This window comes from Kitasatospora sp. NPDC085464 (assembly GCF_044541955.1).
Taxonomy (GTDB): domain Bacteria; phylum Actinomycetota; class Actinomycetes; order Streptomycetales; family Streptomycetaceae; genus Kitasatospora.
The window spans coordinates 70,545-90,165 of the sequence record NZ_JBITTM010000025.1 but is presented as its reverse complement, the minus strand read 5'-3'; the positions used below and the strand labels follow the sequence as shown (position 1 = coordinate 90,165).

The 19,621-nt window shown below is 73.9% G+C and carries 15 protein-coding genes; all 15 read left to right on the top strand.

Annotated elements, in window-relative coordinates; genetic code table 11:
* Entirely contained in the window at nucleotides 1–1,935 is a 1,935-nt protein-coding gene (gene asnB / locus ACIGG8_RS22695) for an asparagine synthase (glutamine-hydrolyzing) (RefSeq protein ID WP_396550237.1), read from the top strand.
* Nucleotides 1,936–1,972: 37 nt separating this feature from the next.
* Nucleotides 1,973–4,165: a bi-domain-containing oxidoreductase gene (locus ACIGG8_RS22690; RefSeq protein ID WP_396550236.1), complete on the top strand. Its 2,193-nt coding sequence runs from the start codon at nucleotides 1,973–1,975 to the stop codon at nucleotides 4,163–4,165.
* Nucleotides 4,162–6,126 (top strand): alginate lyase family protein, encoded by a 1,965-nt coding sequence (locus ACIGG8_RS22685; protein WP_396550235.1) that lies wholly within the window; start codon nucleotides 4,162–4,164, stop codon nucleotides 6,124–6,126. Before ACIGG8_RS22690 ends, ACIGG8_RS22685 begins: the two co-directional genes overlap by 4 nt.
* Before the next feature lie 74 nt (nucleotides 6,127–6,200).
* Nucleotides 6,201–7,694 (top strand): right-handed parallel beta-helix repeat-containing protein, encoded by a 1,494-nt coding sequence (locus ACIGG8_RS22680; RefSeq protein WP_396550233.1) that lies wholly within the window; start codon nucleotides 6,201–6,203, stop codon nucleotides 7,692–7,694.
* Between the two features lies 1 nt (nucleotide 7,695).
* Nucleotides 7,696–9,105 (top strand): O-antigen ligase family protein, encoded by a 1,410-nt coding sequence (locus ACIGG8_RS22675; protein WP_396550232.1) that lies wholly within the window; start codon nucleotides 7,696–7,698, stop codon nucleotides 9,103–9,105.
* A gap of 2 nt (nucleotides 9,106–9,107) precedes the next feature.
* Nucleotides 9,108–10,382, top strand: a complete 1,275-nt coding sequence (locus tag ACIGG8_RS22670; RefSeq protein ID WP_396550230.1) for a glycosyltransferase — start codon at nucleotides 9,108–9,110, stop codon at nucleotides 10,380–10,382.
* Nucleotides 10,379–11,614 carry a class I SAM-dependent methyltransferase gene (locus tag ACIGG8_RS22665; protein WP_396550229.1) on the top strand — a complete coding sequence of 412 codons (1,236 nt, stop codon included), beginning with the start codon at nucleotides 10,379–10,381 and terminating at the stop codon, nucleotides 11,612–11,614. The genes ACIGG8_RS22670 and ACIGG8_RS22665 overlap by 4 nt, the downstream gene beginning before the upstream one ends.
* The gene (locus tag ACIGG8_RS22660) at nucleotides 11,611–12,429 is read left to right on the top strand and encodes a glucose-1-phosphate cytidylyltransferase (RefSeq protein WP_350525570.1); all 819 of its coding nucleotides are present in this window, start codon (nucleotides 11,611–11,613) and stop codon (nucleotides 12,427–12,429) included. The genes ACIGG8_RS22665 and ACIGG8_RS22660 overlap by 4 nt, the downstream gene beginning before the upstream one ends.
* Complete coding sequence (locus ACIGG8_RS22655; RefSeq protein ID WP_396550227.1) at nucleotides 12,426–13,073, top strand: PIG-L deacetylase family protein; 648 nt, start codon at nucleotides 12,426–12,428, stop codon at nucleotides 13,071–13,073. The genes ACIGG8_RS22660 and ACIGG8_RS22655 overlap by 4 nt, the downstream gene beginning before the upstream one ends.
* Nucleotides 13,074–13,077: 4 nt before the next feature.
* Nucleotides 13,078–14,103 (top strand): NAD-dependent epimerase/dehydratase family protein, encoded by a 1,026-nt coding sequence (locus tag ACIGG8_RS22650; RefSeq protein ID WP_396550225.1) that lies wholly within the window; start codon nucleotides 13,078–13,080, stop codon nucleotides 14,101–14,103.
* A complete protein-coding gene (locus ACIGG8_RS22645; RefSeq protein WP_396550223.1) occupies nucleotides 14,100–15,374 on the top strand; it encodes a DUF4910 domain-containing protein in 1,275 nt (424 codons plus the stop codon). The genes ACIGG8_RS22650 and ACIGG8_RS22645 overlap by 4 nt, the downstream gene beginning before the upstream one ends.
* 191 nt (nucleotides 15,375–15,565) lie before the next feature.
* Nucleotides 15,566–16,789, top strand: a complete 1,224-nt coding sequence (locus ACIGG8_RS22640) for a hypothetical protein (RefSeq protein ID WP_396550307.1) — start codon at nucleotides 15,566–15,568, stop codon at nucleotides 16,787–16,789.
* Nucleotides 16,786–17,733, top strand: coding sequence for a glycosyltransferase family 2 protein (locus ACIGG8_RS22635; RefSeq protein ID WP_396550222.1), 948 nt, complete (start codon nucleotides 16,786–16,788; stop codon nucleotides 17,731–17,733). The genes ACIGG8_RS22640 and ACIGG8_RS22635 overlap by 4 nt, the downstream gene beginning before the upstream one ends.
* Nucleotides 17,730–19,049 carry a polysaccharide pyruvyl transferase family protein gene (locus tag ACIGG8_RS22630; RefSeq protein ID WP_396550221.1) on the top strand — a complete coding sequence of 440 codons (1,320 nt, stop codon included), beginning with the start codon at nucleotides 17,730–17,732 and terminating at the stop codon, nucleotides 19,047–19,049. Before ACIGG8_RS22635 ends, ACIGG8_RS22630 begins: the two co-directional genes overlap by 4 nt.
* The gene (gene rfbC, locus ACIGG8_RS22625; RefSeq protein WP_396550219.1) at nucleotides 19,046–19,609 is read left to right on the top strand and encodes a dTDP-4-dehydrorhamnose 3,5-epimerase; all 564 of its coding nucleotides are present in this window, start codon (nucleotides 19,046–19,048) and stop codon (nucleotides 19,607–19,609) included. Before ACIGG8_RS22630 ends, rfbC begins: the two co-directional genes overlap by 4 nt.
* Nucleotides 19,610–19,621 lie beyond the last annotated feature (12 nt).

Genomic DNA, 19,621 nt, shown 5'->3' with positions numbered 1-19,621 from the left:
ATGTGCGGCATCGCAGGAACGTACCGATGGCCGGACGGGAAGGCGGTGACCGACCTGCTCACCGAGACCCTCGCGCACCGGGGGCCGGACGGGGCGGGCCGGTACAGCCACCCCGTCGGTGACGGCGAGGTGCACCTCGGGCACCGCCGACTGGCCATCATCGACCTGTCGGAGACCGGCGCCCAGCCGATGGTCTCGAACGGCCTCGTCCTGACGTACAACGGCGAGCTGTACAACGCGCCCGAGCTGCGGGCCGAACTGTCGGCCGCCGGGGTGCGCTTCCGCGGGACCTCCGACACCGAGGTGCTGCTGGAGGCCTGGCGGCGCTGGGGCACGGACTGCCTGCCCCGGCTGCGCGGCATGTTCGCGTTCGGGATCTTCGACGAGCGGACCGGCGAGCTGGTGCTCGCCCGCGACCAACTCGGCATCAAGCCGCTCTTCCTGCTCCGGCGCGGCGAGGGCCTGGTGTTCGCCTCCGAGCTCAAGGCGCTGGCCGCCGCCACCGGCGGGTCGCTGCAGGTGGACCACGCGGCGCTGGTGGCCTCACTGCTGTACTACTGGGTGCCGGACTCGCGGTGCGCGTTCCGCGAGGCGGAGAAGCTGCCGCCAGGCAGCTGGCTGCGGTGCCGGCCCGACGGCCGGGTGGAGCGCGGCCGGTTCTGGCACCTGCGGGACGTCGCCGCCGAGGGCCGGGAACGGGCCCGCAGCGGCGAACTGCCCGACATCGCCGCGATCGTCGAGGAGTCGACCCGGCGCCACCTGCTCTCCGACGTCCCCGTGGCGACCTTCCTCTCCGGCGGGCTGGACTCCAGCTACCTGACCGCGCTGGCGGCCCGCGACCACCCCGGGATCTCCGCCTACACGATCGGGTTCCGCGCCGAGGACGCCAGGTTCGAGGCGATGCCGGACGACCTCCGCTACGCCCGTCAGGTGGCCGAGCGGTTCGGCGTCGACCTGCACGAGATCGAGATCGCCCCGGACGTGCTCGACCTGCTGCCGCGGATGACGTACCACCTGGACGAGCCGATCGGCGACCCCGCCGCGATCAACACCTTCCTGATCTGCTCGGCCGCCCGGGAGGCCGGCGTCAAGGTGCTGCTCTCGGGGATGGGCGCCGACGAGCTGTTCGCCGGCTACCGCAAGCACCTGGCCAACCTGATCGCGCTGCGCTACCAGCGCGTCCCGCGGCCCCTGCGGCGCGGCCTGTCCGCGGCGGTGGACCGGCTGCCGGTGGCCTCGGCCCGCCGCGGGTACCGGTCGGTGCGGTTCGCCAAGCGGTTCCTGTCCTTCGCCGACCTGCCGGAGGAGACGGCGTTCCGGCGCAGCTACACCATGTACGACCGGGCCGAACTGCTCGCCCTGGTCGATCCGGACCTCGCCGGGACCGTCGACGACGTCCTGACCGAGCACGCGGACGTCTACCGGGACAACGAACTCGACGACTTCGTCAACCGGATGTGCCTGGGCGACGCCCGGATGTTCCTGCCGGGCCTGAACCTCGCGTACACCGACCGCTCCAGCATGGCCGCGTCGACCGAGGTGCGGGTGCCGTACGTGGACGTCGAGGTGGTCAGGGCGGCGTTCGCCGTGCCCGGCGACCGGAAGATCGTCGGACGGCAGGGCAAGGCCGTCCTCAAGGAGGCGGCCACCTCGGTCCTGCCCCGGGAGATCGTGTACCGGCCCAAGGGCCTGTTCAGCGCCCCGCTGCGGGCCTGGATGAGCCGGGACCTCGCCCCGCTGGTGCGCGAGGTGGTGCACGACGGCGTGCTCGTCCGCTCCGGGTTCCTGCGGCGCGACGCGCTGGCGCGGCTCGTCGCCGAGGACGCCTCCGGGCAGCGGGACTTCTCCAAACACCTGTGGCACGTGCTGACCCTGGAGTACTGGTACCGCAGTGCGACCTCCGGGGCCGACCACAGCGCCGGTTCGCCGGCGTAGAGCACACGTGACGGCTGAGAAACCTAGGGGACTCCGAGTGAAACAGGTCGTGCAGAACTACAAGAGCGGCGAGCTGGCGGTGCTCGACGTGCCGGCGCCGGGGTGCAAGCCGGGCGGGGTGCTGGTCCGTACCGCCTACTCGCTGATCTCCACCGGAACCGAACTGATGAAGGTCTCCGAGGCCGGCATGTCGATGCTGGGCAAGGCCCGCTCCCGGCCGGACCAGGTGGCCAAGGTCATGCAGAGCGTGGCCACCAACGGACTGCCCGCCACCTACCGCAAGGTGATGGGCAAGCTGGACTCGTACACGCCGCTGGGCTACTCGCTGTGCGGGGTGGTCGAGCAGGTCGGCGCCGGGATCGACGACGTGAAGGCCGGCGACCTGGTGGCCTGCGCCGGCAACGAGCACGCGCTGCACGCCGAGCTGAACTGGGTGCCGAAGAACCTCTACACCCCGGTGCCGGACGGCCTGGCGCCGCGGCACGCGGCCTTCGGCACCGTCGGGTCGATCGCGCTGCAGGGCGTCCGCCAGGGCGAGCCGCAGCTCGGCGAGGTGGCGCTGGTGATCGGCCTCGGGCTGATCGGGCAGCTGGTGGTGCAGCTGCTCACCGCGGCGGGCGTGCGCGTGGTCGGCGCCGACCCGGACCCCTCGCGCTGCGAGCTCGCCGAGCGCCTGGGCGCGGCGGCCTGCGGCGACCCGGGCTCGGCGGCCGTGGAGAACGCCGTCGCGGAGCTGACGGACGGCCACGGCGTGGACCAGGTGTACCTGGCGGCCGGCGGCGGCAGCAACCAGCCCGTGGAGCTGGCCGCGCACCTGGCCCGGGACCGCGGCCGGGTCGTCGACATCGGCAAGTGCCGCCTGGACCTGCCGTGGAACGCGTACTACGAGAAGGAGCTGGACGTCCGCTTCTCGCGCTCCTACGGCCCCGGGCGCTACGACCCGGAGTACGAGCTGGAGGGACGCGACTACCCGATCGGGTACGTGCGCTGGACGGAGCGGCGCAACCTGGCCTGCTTCATCGACCTGATGGCCCGCGGCCGCGTCGACGTCGACCCGCTGATCTCCCACGTCGCCGACTTCGAGGACGCCGTGGAGACGTACCGGCGCCTCAAGGACGGCGAACTGAAGGCCGTCACCGCGCTGTTCCGCTACGCCCCGGCGGAATCGGAGCCGCCGGCGAAGGCCGAGGCCCCGAAGCTGGAGATCCCCGCCGTCAGGCTCCCCGCCGCGCGGACGGCCGCGGCCCGCCCGGCCGGCGCCCCGGTGCGGCTGGCGTTCGTCGGCGCGGGCAACTACGCGTCCTCCATGCTGCTGCCGCACCTGGCCCGGCGCGAGGGCGTGGCACTGTCCGCCGTCGTCACCACCACGTCCCTGTCCGCGGCCAACGCCCAGCGCAAGTTCGGCTTCGCCCGGGCGACCACCGACCTGGACGCCGTCCTCGGGGACTCCTCGATCGACGCCGTCTTCGTGGTCACCCGGCACAGCTCGCACGCCTCCCTGACCCGCAAGGCGCTGCTGGCCGGCAAGGCCGTCTTCGTGGAGAAGCCGCTCGCCCTGACCGAGGACGAACTCGCCTCCGTGCTCGCCACGGTGGAGGAGTCCGGCAACGACCGCCTCCAAGTCGGGTTCAACCGCCGCTTCGCCCCGCTGCTGCGCGAGGCCAGGGCCCGCCTCGGCGCCCGTACGGGCCCGGCCAGCCTGCGCTACCTCGTCAACGCGGGCCGCCTCCAGCACGGCAGCTGGTACCTCCAGCAGGGCACCGAGGGCTCGCGCTTCGAGGGCGAGGGCGGCCACTTCATCGACACCGCGAGCTGGCTGCTCGGCGCGGACCCGGTGTCGGTGTACGCCGTCGCCCCGTCCGGCAACGAGGACCTCCAGATCGTGCTGGGCTACCCCGACGGCTCCACCGCCACCATCAGCTACGTCACCTCCGGGGCGCCCGGCTTCCCCAAGGAGACGCTGGACCTGCTCGCCGACGGCAAGGTGCTCAAGCTCGACGACTTCGTCCGCGCCTCGGTGTACGGCCGCAAGCGGTGGGTCAGCTCGCGGCTGCCCAAGGCCCGGGACAAGGGCCAGTCCAACGAGCTGGCCTCGTTCGTCAAGGCCGTGCGTACCGGCGGGCCGATGCCGGTGCCGCTGGAGTCCCTGGTCGCCACCACGGCGGCCACCCTCGCGGTGCAGGCCAGCCTGGGCGCCGGCGCCCCGGTGGCCCTGGCGAGGTCGCTGTGACCATGAGCGCGGGCTGGTACCTGCGGCGCCTGTCCGCGATGGGGCCGCAGGAGGTCGCCGGCCGGGTGGGCGACACGCTGCGCCGGCGCCGGTGGGGCAACGAGATCCCGCCGGCGGGCCCGGCCGTCAGCGGCGCCCGGTTCACCGCCGTGCTGCCCGCCGGGGCGGTCGAGGCGGTGCCCGCCGAGGCTGCCAAGCGGCTGGTCGCCGAGGCGGACCGGCTGATGGACGGCCGCGCCGGGTTCTTCGGCGTGGAGCGCGCGGACATGGCCGACCCGGACTGGTGGTTCGACCCGAAGACCGGCCGCCGGGCCACCGCCGGCTACGCCTTCGACGTGCCCTACCGGGACGAGGGCGCCGTCGGCGACATCAAGCAGATCTGGGAGCCCTCCCGGCACCAGTACCTGACGGTGCTCGCCGCCGCGTACGCCGTCACCGGCAACGAGCGCTACGCCGAGCGCGTCGCCGACCACCTGCGCTCCTGGTGGAAGGTCAACCCGCCGCTGGAGGGCGTGCACTGGGTCAGCGGCATCGAGCTGGGCATCCGGCTGCTGTCCTGGGTGTGGGTGCGCCGGCTGCTGGACGGCTGGTCGGGCGCGGCCGCGCTGTTCGAGGCCAACCCGACGGCGCTGCACCAGATCTGGCACCACCAGCGCTGGCTGGCGGCCTTCCCCAGCCGGGGCTCCTCCGCGAACAACCACGTCATCGCCGAGGCCGCCGGGCAGTTCGCCGCCTCCTGCGCCTTCGACTGGTTCCCCGAGTCGGAGCGCCGGCGCGCGGAGGCGCTGCGCTCGCTGGACCGGCACCTGCGCGCCAACACCTTCCTGTCCGGCCTCAACCGGGAGCTGGCCAGCGAGTACCACGGGCTCGTCCTGGAGCTCGGCCTGGCCGCGGTCGCCGAGGCGGACGCCGCCGGGGTGCCCGTCCCCGCGACGGTCCGTCTGGTGCTGCTGCGCATGACCGACGCCCTCGCGGCCGTGGTCGACAACCGGCTGCGGCCCCCGCGCCAGGGCGACGCGGACGACGGGCACGGCCTGGTCGTGGACGGCGCGGGCACCGACCGCTGGGCCTCGCTGCTCGCCACCGGGGAGGCCGTGTTCGGCCGCCTGCCCTGGTGGCCGGAGGTGGCGGCCGGCGACGTCCGCACCCCGCTGCTGGCCGCGCTGCTGAAGCCGTACGGGGCGGGCGTGGCCCGCCCGGCGAGCCGGCCCGTCCACCTGGCCGACGCCGGGATGACCATCCTCCGCGACGAGGAGGACCGGATCTGGTGCCGCTGCGACGGCGGTCCGCACGGGTTCCGGTCCATCGCCGCGCACGCCCACGCCGACGCGCTGTCCCTGGAGGTCCGGCAGGACGGGGTCGACGTGCTCGCCGACCCGGGGACGTTCTGCTACCACGGACAGCCGGAGTGGCGGCGGTACTTCCGCTCGACCCTCGGCCACAACACGCTGGAACTGGACGGCGCCGACCAGTCCGTCTCCGGCGGCCCGTTCCTGTGGACCCGGCAGGCCCGCAGCCGCGTCCTGGTCGCGGACGTGGCAGACAAGGACGCGGCCGGCGGGGGAGTGGCCCGCTGGTGCGCCGAACACGACGGCTACCGGCCCTCCGTGCACCGCCGCCGGGTGGAACTGACCGCCGGGAGCCGGGAGTTGCGGGTGGTCGACGAGGTGAGCGGCCCGCGCCGGCCGGTACGGCTGGCCTTCCACCTCGGCCCCGCCGTCACCGCGGACCTGACGGGGAACCGGGCGCTGCTCACCTGGACCCGTGACGGCGAGGACCGCTCCGCGGAGCTCGACCTCGCCGGGCAGCTGTCCTGGCGCGCCCACCGCGGCGAGAGCGACCCGCCGCTCGGCTGGTACTCCGCCGGCTTCGGCCGCAAGGAGCCCGCCACCACGCTGGTCGGCACCGGCTTCGCCGACGGCGCGCAGGGGTTCACCACCGTACTCAGGTTCCACGGCTAGGGGGGCGCGTGGGGATCACGAGGCGGCCGCACCGGGGGGCGTCGACGCCGCGGCGCACGGCGTCGGCTGCGGCGGTGCTGACGCTCGCCCTGCTGGCGGCGACCGGCTGCACGAGCACGTCGGACGCCCCGGCGAAGCCGACCGGGGCGCCGACCGCGGCCGCGGCCGTGGCCGTCGCCCGGGTGTGCGCCGAGCCCGCGGCCGGACCGGCGACGGCGCCGGCGGGCGCGGTGACGGTCGACCCGGCGGTGGTCGGCGACCTGTCCGCGAAGACCAGGAACAGCCCGCCGAACACCACGTTCTGGCTCGGACCGGGCACGCACCGGCTCGCGTCGGACCGGTACGCCCAGGTCGTCCCCAAGGAGGGGGACAGCTACCTCGGCGCGCCGGGCGCGGTGCTCGACGGCGGGAAGACCAACGAGTACGCGTTCGGCGGCGCCGCCGGCGGCGTCACCATCCGCTACCTGACCGTGCAGGGCTTCGTCGCGCCGCAGAACGAGGGCGTGGTCAACCACGACTCGGCCGACGGGTGGGTGATCGAGCACGCGACGATCCAGAACAACTCCGGCGCCGGGCTGATGGCCGGCGCCCACCAGCGGGTCCGCGCCAGCTGCCTGCGCGGCAACGGGCAGTACGGCATGAACGCGTACAAGACCGGCGGCCCCGTCAGCGACCTCGTGGTGGAGGGCAACGAGATCACCGGGAACGACACCGACGAGTGGGAGCGGCGCCAACCGGGCTGCGGCTGCACCGGAGGCGTCAAGTTCTGGGCCGTCAACGGCGCCGACGTGCGCGGCAACTGGGTGCACGACAACCGCGGCACCGGGCTGTGGGCGGACACCAACAACAACGACTTCCGCATCGAGGACAACGTGCTGGAGTCCAACGACGGCGCCGCGCTGATCTACGAGACCAGCTACAACGCGGTCATCCGGAACAACACGATCCGGCGCAACGACTGGGTCGAGGGCCGCAGGTACGCCGACCGTGGCGACAACTTCCCGGTCGCGACCGTCTACCTGTCCGAGTCCGGCGGCGAACCGCGGATCCCCGCCCGCACGGACAAGATCGAGATCGACCGGAACGTGCTGGAGGACAACTGGTCCGGGATCACCCTGTGGGAGAACGCCGACCGGTTCTGCAACAGCCCGGCCAACACCTCGTCCGGTGACTGCACCCTGCTGGTGAAGAACACCGCCAGCTGCGCACAGCCGGGCATCGCCGGCGCACCGCTCTACGCCGACTGCCGGTGGAAGACCCAGCGCGTCGACATCCACGACAACCGCTTCGTTCTGGACCCGACCGTCCCCGGCTGCACGACCGGCTGCGGCCGGATGGCGGTGCTCGCCAACTACGGCACCTACCCGGACTGGTCGCCGTACAAGGGCGAACCGGTGGCCGAGGCGATCACCGGCAAGCAGCAGAACCGCTGGCACGACAACACCTACCTCGGACCGTGGAGCTTCGTCGCCCACGACCCGAGCCGGACGCTCGACTCCGCGCAGTGGCAGGGCGCGCCGTACCAGCAGGACCAGGGCAGCACCTTCCGGCCGCGGGCGGGTGGTTGAGATGGGCCGGAACCAGATGTGCGCCGGGCCGCCCGCCGGACCGGACACCGCGGGCGCGCGGCCCGACGCCCGGCCGCGCCCGGCCGGCACCCCGAAGGCCGTCGGGACGGTCTGGGGGCTGCTCATCCTCAACACCCTCGGCTCCGCCGGGGCGAAGACCATCGTCCCGCTGCCCCGCTCCCTCATCCAGATGGCCACCATGGGCGCGCTGGTCACCGCGTTCGCGCTGGCGCTCGCCCTCAACCTCCGGCTGCGCATCCGCGCCGGCGCCTTCCTGTTCCTGCTCACCCTGATGCTGGTGCTGAGCGTGATCTCCAGCGCGCACCTGGAGTCCGGGTTCGGGGCGCTGTTCCGCTGCTTCCGGCTGACCCTGTTCGTCGGCACGCTGTGGCTGCTCAGCCGCTGGTGGGACGGCGGCCCGCTGCTCGTCCGGCACCACATCCGGATGTACTTCGCGGTGCTCGCGTCGGTGGCCGCCGGCCTGGTCGTCTCGCCGGGCGCGGCCATGCCCGACCTCTACGGCGGGCGGCTGGTCGGTGCGCTGTGGCCGCTCACCCCGCCGCAGATCGGCCAGTACGCCGCGGTGATCATCGGGCTCACCGTGCTGCTCCTGCTGGACCGCCGGACCACCGGGGCGAGCGCCGCCACCGTCATCGTGCCGTCCTTCGTCCTGCTCGCGCTGACCCACACCCGGACGGCGACGGTCGCCATGCTCATCGGGCTGGTGCTGGCCGTCGGTTCGCTCGTCCTGACCAGCGCCGCCGCCCGCCGGTTCTTCACCTGGGCGGTGCTGTGCGCCACCGTGGCCGCGGTCGGGCTGAGCTCCCTGCTGCAGGCGTGGTTCCTGCGCGGACAGAGCCAGGAGAACTTCTCCAACCTCACCGGCCGGGCCAAGGTCTGGGACGCGCTGCTGGCGGCGCCCCGGACGACCACGGAGCAGCTGTTCGGCGTGGGGCTGGGCGACAAGTCGTTCGGCGGGCTGCCGATCGACAACAGCTGGCTGGCCGTCTACAACGAGCAGGGCCTGGTCGGCGTCACCGTCGTGGCGGCGATCCTCGTCGTGCTGGGCGGCGTCGCGCTGCTGCGGCCGCCGTCGCCGGCGAGGGCCTGCGCGATCTTCCTGATCAGCTACTGCGCGATCGCGTCGTACACCGAGGCCGGGCTGGGCGACGCCTCGCCGTACCTGCTGCACCTGACGGTGGCCGCCTCGCTGCTGGTGACACCCGCCGCGGCCGGCCACGGACCGGCGCTCGGCGGCACGGTGCCCGGCGGCACCGTGCCCCGAGACAGGGTGGCCCGCGACAGGGTGGCCCGAGTCGCGGCGTTCGGAGAGCCGGTGCCCGGAGCCGGGGTGCCCGGAGCGCTCCGACGACGCACACCGCCATGGACCCACGGATCGGAGGGAGGGTGAGCATGCGCGTCCTCGTGGTGCACAACCGCTACGCCTCGGCGCAGCCGAGCGGGGAGAACATGGTCGTCGACCAGGAGGTGGGGCTGCTGCGCGAGGCCGGGCACCGGGTCGAGGTGTTCGAGCGGCGCAGCGACGACATCGCCGCCCGGTCCCTGCCGGGCAAGATCGCGGTGCCGCTGCTGGTGCCGTGGAACCCGGCGGTCCGCACGGAACTCGCGGCCCGGCTGCGCACCGAGCGGCCGGACGTGGTGCACGTCCACAACGTCTTCCCGCTGCTGTCGCCCGCGGTGCTGGCCGCCTGCGCCGACGCCGGCGTGCCGGCCGTCGCCACGCTGCACAACTACACCCAGGTCTGCCCGCCGGGCACGCTGCAGCGGGACGGCCGGCCGTGCACCGAGTGCGTGGGCGGCTCGCCGCTGCCCGCCGTCCGGCACGGCTGCTACCGCAACTCCCGGTTGGCGACGGTGCCGCTCGCCGTCAGCCTGTCGGTCAACCGGCGGCGCTGGTGGTCCGGCGTGGAGCGGTTCTTCTGCATCTCCGCGGCGCAGCGCGACGTCCTGGTGCGGGCCGGCCTGCCGGCCGAGCGGCTGGCGGTCAAGCACAACTTCGTGCCCGACCCGGGCACGTGCCGCAGCGGCGCCGGCGAGCACCTGCTCTACCTCGGCCGACTCGCGGAGGCCAAGGGCGTGCGGCTGCTCATGGCCGCGTGGGACGAACTCGCCGCGGCCGGCGGGGTGGGCGTGCCGCTCGTGCTCGCCGGCGCGGGCCCGCTGGAGCGCGAGGTGACCGCCTGGGCGGCGGGCCGGGACGACGTGCGGTACGTCGGCCTGTACGACCGGGACCAGTGCCGACAGGCCCTCGCGCGGTCGGTCGCCGTGGTGGCGCCCTCGACGTGGCTGGAGGCGTTCGGCCTGGTGGTCGTGGAGGCGATGGCGGCCGGCGTCCCGGCCGTCGCCGCCGGTCACGGCGCCTTCGCCGAACTCGTCGAGGACGGGGTGACCGGGCTTCTGCACCGGCCCGGGGAGGCGGCCTCGCTCGCGTCCTGCATCCGCCGGATCACGGCCGGGGCGGACCGCAACCAGGAGATGGGCCGGGCGGCCCGGCGCCGGTACGAGCAGGGCTTCAGCCCAGCCGTCGGGCTGGAGCGTCTGGTGGAGGGGTACCGCACCGCGATCGCGGTGCGGTCCGGCGGCGCGGACGGCGCGCCGCCGGTCGGGAACGGAAACACGGGCTCGCGCCGGGGCACCCGCGCGGGCAGGGATGGGGGCAGGACATGACACGATGCCGACTCTGCGGATCGACGGCGTTGGGGAGCGTCGTCGACCTGGGGGCGACCCCGCCGTGCGAGAGCTTCCTCGCCGCGGACGAACTGGACCGGCCGGAGCCGGCGTACCCGCTGCACCTGCGGGTCTGCACCGACTGCTGGCTGGCGCAGATCCCGCCGCTGATCACGCCCGAGGAGACGTTCACGCAGTACGCGTACTTCTCCTCCTACTCGACCTCCTGGGTGGAGCACGCCCGCACCTTCGTCACCGGCGCCGCGCAGCGGCTGGACCTGGGCCCCGACGCCTTCGTGGTCGAGGTCGCGAGCAACGACGGGTACCTGCTCCGGCACGTGGTGGACCGGGGGATCCGCTGCCTCGGCATCGAACCGTCGGTGAACGTCGGCGCCGCGGCGCGCGAGGCCGGCGTGCCCACCCTCACGGCGTTCCTGGACCCGGTCACCGGCTCGGCCGTCCGCGCCGAACACGGCCCGGCGGACCTGGTCGTGGCCAACAACGTGTACGCGCACATCCCCGACGTGGTCGGGTTCACCCGGGGGCTGCGCGCCCTGGTCGCCGACGACGGCTGGGTCTCCATCGAGGTGCAGCACCTGCTGACCCTGATCGAGGAGAACCAGTACGACACGATCTACCACGAGCACTTCCAGTACTACACGGTCGCCTCCGCGGCCCGGGCCCTCGCCAGCGGCGGACTCACGCTCGTGGACGTCGAACTGCTGCCGACGCACGGCGGCTCCATCCGGCTGTGGGCCCGCCCGGACGGGGCGGCCGGCGAGCCGACCGGCCGGGTCGCCGAGGTGCTGGACCGGGAGAAGGCCGCCGGGCTGCAGGACCTCTCCGGGTACGCCGAGTTCTCCGCCCGGGTGGCCAAGGTGCGCCGGGACCTCCTGAAGTTCCTCGTCGAGGCGGCCGAGCGCGGCGAGACGGTCGTCGGCTACGGCGCCCCGGGCAAGGGCAACACCCTGCTCAACCACTGCGGCATCCGGCCCGACCTGCTCCCGTACACGGTCGACCGCAACCCGTACAAGCACGGCAGGTTCACCCCGGGCACCCGCATCCCGATCCTGCCGCCCGAGCGGATCGCCGCCGACAAGCCCGACTACGTCCTCGTCCTCCCGTGGAACCTGCGGGCCGAGCTGACCGAGCAGCTCTCCTTCGTGCACGAGTGGGGCGGCCGGCTGGTCTTCCCCATCCCGGACCTGACCATCGTGGAGGCGAAGGCATGAAGGTCGTCCTGTTCTGCGGCGGTTACGGGCTGCGCATGCGCAGCGGAGCGTCCGACGACGTGCCCAAGCCGATGGCGATGGTCGGCCCGCGGCCGCTGATCTGGCACGTCATGCGCTACTACGCGTACTACGGGCACACGGAGTTCATCCTCTGCCTCGGGTACGGGGCCCACCACATCAAGGAGTTCTTCCTCAACTACGAGGAGACGACGTCCAACGACTTCGTGCTGCGGGGCGGGAAGACCGAGCTGCTGTCCACCGACATCGCCTCCTGGACGATCACCTTCGCGCAGACCGGCATCGAGTCGCCGATCGGGGAGCGGCTGCGCCGGGTGCGCCACCACCTCGACGGCGAGGAGATGTTCCTCGCCAACTACGCCGACGTGCTCACCGACGCCCCGCTGCCGGAGATGATCGACGCGTTCGCCCGGCGCGACGCCGGTGCGTCGATGATGGTGGTGCCGCCGCAGTCCTCGTTCCACTGCGTGGAGCTGGGCGAGGACGGCCTGGTGGGCGGCATCACGGCGGTGAGCGAACTGCCGCTGTGGGAGAACGGCGGCTACTTCGTGCTCCGCCAGGAGGTCTTCGACCACATCCCGGAGAACGGCGACCTGGTCGCCGACGGGTGCACCCAACTGGCGAAGCGCGGACGGCTGGTGGCGCACCAGCACCGCGGCTTCTGGAAGCCGACCGACACCGTGAAGGAACGGGCCGCGCTCGACGCCGCCTACGCCCGGGGTGACCGCCCGTGGGCCGTGTGGGAGCGGGACGGCGCGGCCGGCCGTCCGGCCGGCGCCGCGGCGGGGACCGCGTGATCCGCCTCGGGGCCGGGCGCCCGGACGCGGTCGTCGCCGTGGGCGCGCACTGCGACGACATCGCCATCGGCGTGGGCGGCACCCTGCTGACGATGTGCCGGGCCCGGCCCGGCCTGCGGGTCGACGCCCTGGTGCTCTCCGGCGGCGGGGGCGAACGCGAGGCGGAGGAACGGGCCGCGCTCGCCGCCTTCTGCCCGGACGCCGACCTGCGGCTGACCGTGCTCAAGCTGCCCGACGGCCGGCTGCCCGCGCACTGGGACGAGGCCAAGGCCGCCGTCGAGGAACTGCGCGGGCGCAGCGAGCCGGACGTGGTCCTCGCCCCGCGCACCGAGGACGCCCACCAGGACCACCGGGGCCTGGCGCAACTGATGACCACCGCCTTCCGCGACCACCTCGTGCTCGGCTACGAGATCGTCAAGTGGGACGGCGACCTCGGCCGCCCGGTGGCCTACCAGCCGCTGACCCCGGAGACCGCCGAGGAGAAGGTCCGGCTGCTGCAGGAGCACTACCCCTCGCAGCGCCACCGCCCCTGGTACGACCGGGAGGCCTTCCTCGGGCTGGCACGGATCCGCGGCATCGAGTGCCACGCCCGCTACGCCGAGGCGTTCGCCGTCACCAAACTGACTCTGAACCTGGGGGGATGACCCAATGCGCGTACTGCTGACCGGACACCAGGGGTACCTGGGCACCGTGATGGCCCCGGTCCTCGCGGCCGCCGGGCACGAGGTCGTCGGGCTCGACGCCGGCCTGTTCGCCGACTGCGTGCTGGGCCCGGCGCCCGCCGACCCGGCCGGGCACCGGGTGGACCTGCGCGACGTCACGGCCGAGCACGTCGCCGGGGTGGACGCCGTGATCCACCTGGCCGCGCTGTCGAACGACCCGCTGGGCTCGCTGGCCCCCGACCTCACCTACGACATCAACCACCACGCCTCCGTCCGGCTGGCCGAACTGGCCCGGGACGCCGGGGTGCGGCGCTTCCTGTACGCGTCCACCTGCTCGGTCTACGGCGCCGCGGGCGGCGACGAGCTGGTCGCCGAGAACGCCCCGCTGCGCCCGGTGACGCCGTACGCGGAGTCCAAGGTGCGGGTGGAGGACGACCTGCACGACCTGGCCGACGGCGACTTCAGCCCGGTGTTCATGCGCAACGCCACCGCCTTCGGCTACTCGCCCCGGCTGCGCGCCGACATCGTGCTGAACAACCTGGTGGGCCACGCGCTGCTGACCGGCGAGGTGCTGGTGCTCTCCGACGGCACCCCCTGGCGCCCGCTGGTGCACGCCGCCGACATCGCCCGGGCCTTCGCGGCCGCGCTGGTCGCGCCGCGGGAGGCGGTGCACGACGAGGCGTTCAACATCGGCAGCGAGACCAACAACGTCACCGTCGCCGAGATCGCCGAGCAGGTCGCCGAGGCGGTGGACGGCTCCAAGGTGCGGATCACCGGGGAGGCGGGCGCCGACCCGCGCTCCTACCGGGTGGACTTCTCCCGCTTCCGGGCCGCCGTCCCGGACTTCGCGTGCGAGTGGACCGTCCAGCGGGGAGCGCTCGAACTCGCCGAGGCCTACCGCGAGTTCGGCCTCACCAAGGAGGCCTTCGAGCAGCGCTTCACCCGGCTGGCCGTGCTGCGCGAGGCGTCCGCGGCCGGCACCGTCGACGACACCCTGCGGTGGCGCCGATGAGCACGCCCGGTGAGGAGATGCACGCGCTGGTGGAGCGGCTGTACCCGATCTGCCGGAGCATCACCGGCGACGGTGTGCGCGCCACCCTGGACATCGTCGGCGAGTACCTTCCGCTGCAGGTGCACGAGGTGCCGACCGGGACGCAGGTGCTCGACTGGACGGTGCCGCAGGAGTGGAACATCCGGGACGCCTACGTCGCCGACCCGGCCGGCAACCGGGTCGTCGACTTCGCCGCGTCCAGCCTGCACGTGCTCGGCTACAGCGTGCCGGTGTCCGCCACCATGCCGCTGGCCGAGCTGCGCGGACACCTGCACACCCTGCCGGAGCAGCCGACCTGGGTGCCGTACCGCACCAGCTACTACACGCCGGAGTGGGGGTTCTGCCTGGCCCAGGAGGCCCTGGACGCGTTGCCGGACGGCGACTACGAGGTCCGCATCGACTCCACGCTCGCGGACGGCCACCTCACCTACGCCGAGCACGTCGTCCCCGGGCAGGTCCCCGACGAGGTGATCGTCTCCTGCCACGTCTGCCACCCGTCGCTGGCCAACGACAACCTGGCGGGCATCGCGGTGGCGACGTTCCTCGCCAGGGAGCTGGCGCAGCGGACGCCCTGGTACACCTACCGGTTCCTGTTCGCGCCCGGCACCATCGGGGCGATCACCTGGCTGGCCCGCAACGCGGAACGGGTCGAGCGGGTCAAGCACGGGCTGGTGCTGGCCTGCGCCGGGGACCGGGGCTCGCTGACGTACAAGCAGAGCAGGCGCGGCGACGCGGAGATCGACCGGGTGCTGCAGCACGTGCTGCTCGCCTCCGAACGCCCGCACCGCATCAACGAGTTCACCCCGTACGGCTACGACGAGCGGCAGTTCTGCTCGCCCGGGTTCGACCTCGGCGTGGGCTCGCTCAGCCGGACCCCGTACGCCGGGTACCCCGAGTACCACACCTCGGCGGACAACCCGGACTTCGTCTCGCCGGAGGCGATGGCGGACACGCTCGCCGTCTGCCGCGAGGCGTTCGACGTCCTCGACCGCAACCGGCGGTACCTCAACCTCAGCCCCTACGGCGAACCGCAGCTGGGGCGGCGCGGGCTGTACGAGTCGCTCGGCGGCCGCAGCGACGCCAAGCAGGCCCAGATGGCCATGCTCTGGGTGCTCAGCCTCTCCGACGGCGAGCACAGCCTGCTGGACGTGGCCGAGCGCTCCGGGCTGCCGTTCGACACCGTCGCCGTCGCGGCCGACGCCCTGCACGGCGCCGGGCTGATCAAGACATGACGGGGGCGGCGGGGGCGGGGGCGAAGGGGCCGGTGGCGACGACCGGCACGGGGGAGGAAGCTGCGGCGTCGGCTGGGTCGGCGTCGGCGTCGGCTGGGTCGGCGACGGCGTCGGCTGGGTCGGCGACGGATGGGTCGGCGGCCCCGGCCGGCGACGGCCGGCGGACCGCCCGGCGGGCCCTCGTCGGCCGGCTGTCCTGGGGGCTGGCCGACCAGGCGGCCTCCAGCGTCAGCAACTTCGCCGTGGGCATCTACGTGGCACGCTCGCTGGGGGTGACCGCGTTCGGCGTGTTCAGCCTCGCCTGGGTGACGTACGGCGTGGTGCTCAACGTCTCCCGCGGGCTGGCCACCGACCCGCTCGTGGTGCGCTTCAGCGGCGTGCCCGAGGCGTCCTGGCGCGGGGCGGTGGCCCGGTCCACGGGCACCGCCCTCGGCGTCGGCACCGCCATCGGCGCGGTGTGCCTGGTCGCCGGGCTCGGCCTCGGCGGCCGGGTGGGCGCCGCGTTCGCCGCCCTCGCCGTCATGATGCCGGGGCTGCTGCTCCAGGACGCCTGGCGGTTCTCGTTCTTCGCCGCCGGCGCCGGGCGGAAGGCGTTCGTCAACGACGTCGTGTGGGGCGTCGCGCTCGTCCCGGCCATGGTGGTGGCCGCCCGGGTCGGCAGCGTGGCCGCCTTCGTGCTCGCCTGGGGCGCGTCCGCCACCGTGGCGGCCGGCTACGGCTACCTCCAGTCCGGCATCCGGCCCCGGATCGCCGAGGCCCGCGGCTGGCTCCGCGAACAGCGCGACCTCGGCTACCGGTACCTGGTCGAGAACGTCAGCCTCAGCGGCGCCAGCCAGCTGCGGGCGTACGGGCTCGGCGCGATCGCCGGGGTCGGCGCGGTGGGCGCGGTGCGCGGCGCCGAACTCCTGCTCGGCCCGTTCCTGGCCGTGCTCATGGGGCTCTCGCTGGTCACCGTCCCGGAGGCGGCACGCGTCCTGCGGCAGGCCTCGCACCGGCTCGGCGGGTTCTGCCTCCTGCTGGGCGGTGGCCAGGCCGTCGGCGCGCTGCTCTGGGGCGCGGCGCTGCTGCTGATGCCCGGCCGGCTCGGCGAGCTGGCGCTCGGCGACGTCTGGCACTCCTCCTCGCAGCTCATCGTGCCGATCACCCTCGGTGTCGCGGGCGCCGGCCTCGGCACCGGCGCGGCGGCCGGGCTGCGCGCGCTCGGCGCGGCCCGGCGCAGCCTGCGCTGCCAACTCTTCGCCTCCGCCTGCTACGTCGGCGGCGGGCTCGGCGGAGCCGCCGCCGGCGGCACCGTCGGCTCGGCCTGGGGCGTCGCCGCCGCGACCCTCAGCGGCTCCGCCGTCTGGTGGCTGCAACTGCGGTCCGCCCTGCGCGAGCACCACCGCACACCCGTCCCCCAAGGGAGGACCTCATGACCGCCCGACCCAGGCTCAGCATCGGCCTGCCCGTGTACAACGGCGAGGAGTACCTCGCCGAGTCGCTCGACGCCCTGCTCGGCCAGACCTACGAGGACTACGAACTCCTCGTCTCCGACAACGCCTCGACCGACGGGACCGAGGAGATCTGCCGCGCGTACGCCGCGAAGGACCCGCGCATCCGCTACCTCCGGCTGCCCCGCAACATCGGCGCCACGCCCAACCACAACCGCGTGCTCGACGAGGCCCGCGGCGAGCTGTTCAAGTGGGCCTCGCACGACGACCTGTACGGCCGGGACCTCCTGCTGCGCTGCGTGGAGGCCCTGGACGAGCGGCCGGACATCATCCTCGCGCACACCGGCCAGGCGGTCATCGACGGCGACGGCCAGGTGACCGTCCCGTACGAGTACGGGCTCACCACCGACTCCCCGCGCGCGCCCGAGCGCTTCCGCAGCCTGCTGTTCGAGCCCGGCGGCGACGACTTCTACGGAGTGATGCGGACCGACGTCCTGCGCCGGGTGAAGCCGATGGACAGCTACCACCACGCCGACCGCACCTACGTCGCCGAGATCACCCTGCACGGGCCCTTCCACCAGGTGCCGGAGCTGCTGTACTTCCGCCGCGACCACCCCACCCGCGCCGAGCGGGCGAACCCGTCCAAGCGCTCCCGGTGCGTCAACCTGGACCCGCGCCGGGCCGGCCCGCTGCACCCGACGCCCCGGCTGCTCGCCGAGTACGTCTGGGGGTTCGCGTCGGCGATCCGGCGGGCGCCGCTGACCCCGGCCGACCGGCGCGAGTGCTACCGCCACCTGGCCGCGTGGATGACCAGCCGGCTGCGGCCCGGCGCCGGCGAGCGGGTCGAGGACCGCGCCCCGGTCGACCCGGCCCTGCTCACCGTGGACGTCGACGCCCTCGTGGCCGGCCGTGAGGGGAGGCGGGCATGACGGCCGTACGGGGCGGGGGCGGGGACGGGGGTCGTGTCAGGGCGTCCGGAACGCCGGTGCGCGTCGGGCTGTTCGGGCTGCTCGGCTCCGGCAACCTCGGCAACGACGGCTCGCTGGAAGCCGTGCTCGGCTACCTCCGCGCCGAGCACCCGGAGGCAGTCGTGGACGCGCTGTGCGGCGGCCCCGAAGCCGTGACCACCCGGTTCGGGATCCCCGCCACGCGGCTGCACTGGAACCGCTCGGAGTACCGGACCGCGTCCCGGGCGGGCTCGATCGCGGCGAAGGGCCTCGGCAAACTCGTCGACGTCGTCCGCACCGCGGCCTGGGTGCGCCGGCACGACGTGGTGATCGTGCCCGGCATGGGCGTCCTGGAGGCCACGCTGCCGCTGCGGCCGTGGGGCTTCCCGTACGCGCTGTTCCTGCTCTGCGCGAGCGGCCGGCTGCTGGGCACCAGGATCGCGCTGGTCAGCGTCGGCGCCGCCGAGATCGGCAACCGGCCGACCCGGGCCCTGGTGCGCTGGTCGGCGCGGCTGGCCGCGTACCGGTCCTACCGGGACGGCCCCTCGCGCGACGCGATGCGGGCGATGGGCGTGGACACCTCGCGCGACGAGGTCTACCCGGACCTCGCGTTCTCCCTGCCGGCGCCGACGGCGAGCGTGCCGCCTCCCGAACCGCCGGGGAGCACGCCGCCGCCTCCGCAGGGCCCGGTCTGTCTCGGCGTCATGGACTTCCACGGGGGCAACGACGACCGCGCCCGGGCCGACGAGATCCACCGGCGCTACCTCGACGGGACGATCCGGTTCGTCCGCACGATGGTCGAGGAGGGCCGGCCGGTCCGCCTGCTCACCGGCGACCGGTGCGACGCGTCGGTGGTCGCCGCGATCCTCGACGCGGTGGAATCGCCGCTGGTCACCGCCGCCGAGCCGGCCTCCCTGGCCGACCTGATGAAGGAGATGGCGGTCGCCGACACCGTGGTCGCGGTCCGCTACCACAACCTGATCTGCGCCCTGAAGACCGGAACGCCGGTGCTCGCCCTCTGCTACGCGACGAAGAGCGAGGCGCTGATGGCGGACATGGGCCTCGGCGCGTACTGCCACCCGGCGCGCGAGGTCGACGCCGACCGGCTGCTCGAACAGTTCAGGGCGCTGGAACAGCGCTCGGCGGAGCTGCGCCGGACCCTCGTCGAGCGGAACGTGACCGCCGCGCGGCGCGTGCAGCACCAGTTCGACGCCCTGACCGCGGCCCTCTTCCCGGCGGCCGACCGCGGCCGTGCCCATACCGACGCCCAGACCCATGACCTGCGGGAGGCGCAGTGAAGGTGACCAGAGTCCCGGAGATCGCCGGCGCGTACCTCTTCGAGCCGACGCCGTTCGCCGACGAACGCGGCTTCTTCTGCCGGACCTTCGACGCCGACGTGATCCGCTCGGTGGGCCTCGACCCGGACGCCTTCGTCCAGCACAGCCTGTCCCGCTCGGTGCAGGGCGTGCTGCGCGGCCTGCACCTGCGCTCCGGCGCCGGCGAGGCCAAGCTGGTGCGGTGCTCGTACGGGAAGGTCTTCGACGTCGTCGTGGACCTGCGGCCCGACTCGCCGACCTACCGCAACCAGGCCCACTTCGAACTGTCCGGCGAGACCCAGGTGAGCGTGTACATCCCGGCGGGGTGCGCGCACGGCTTCCAGGCGCTGACCGGGACCGCCGACGTCTCGTACCGGATCGACCGCCCGCACGACCCGGCCGAGGACGTGACGATCGCCTTCGACGACCCGGAGCTCGCCGTCCCCTGGCCGCTGCCGGCCGTGTCGATGTCCAAGCGGGACCGGGAGGCACCGAGCCTCGCCGAGGCCCTGAAGCACAAGGAGGAGGAGAGGCCGACGTGAGCACCGAACACA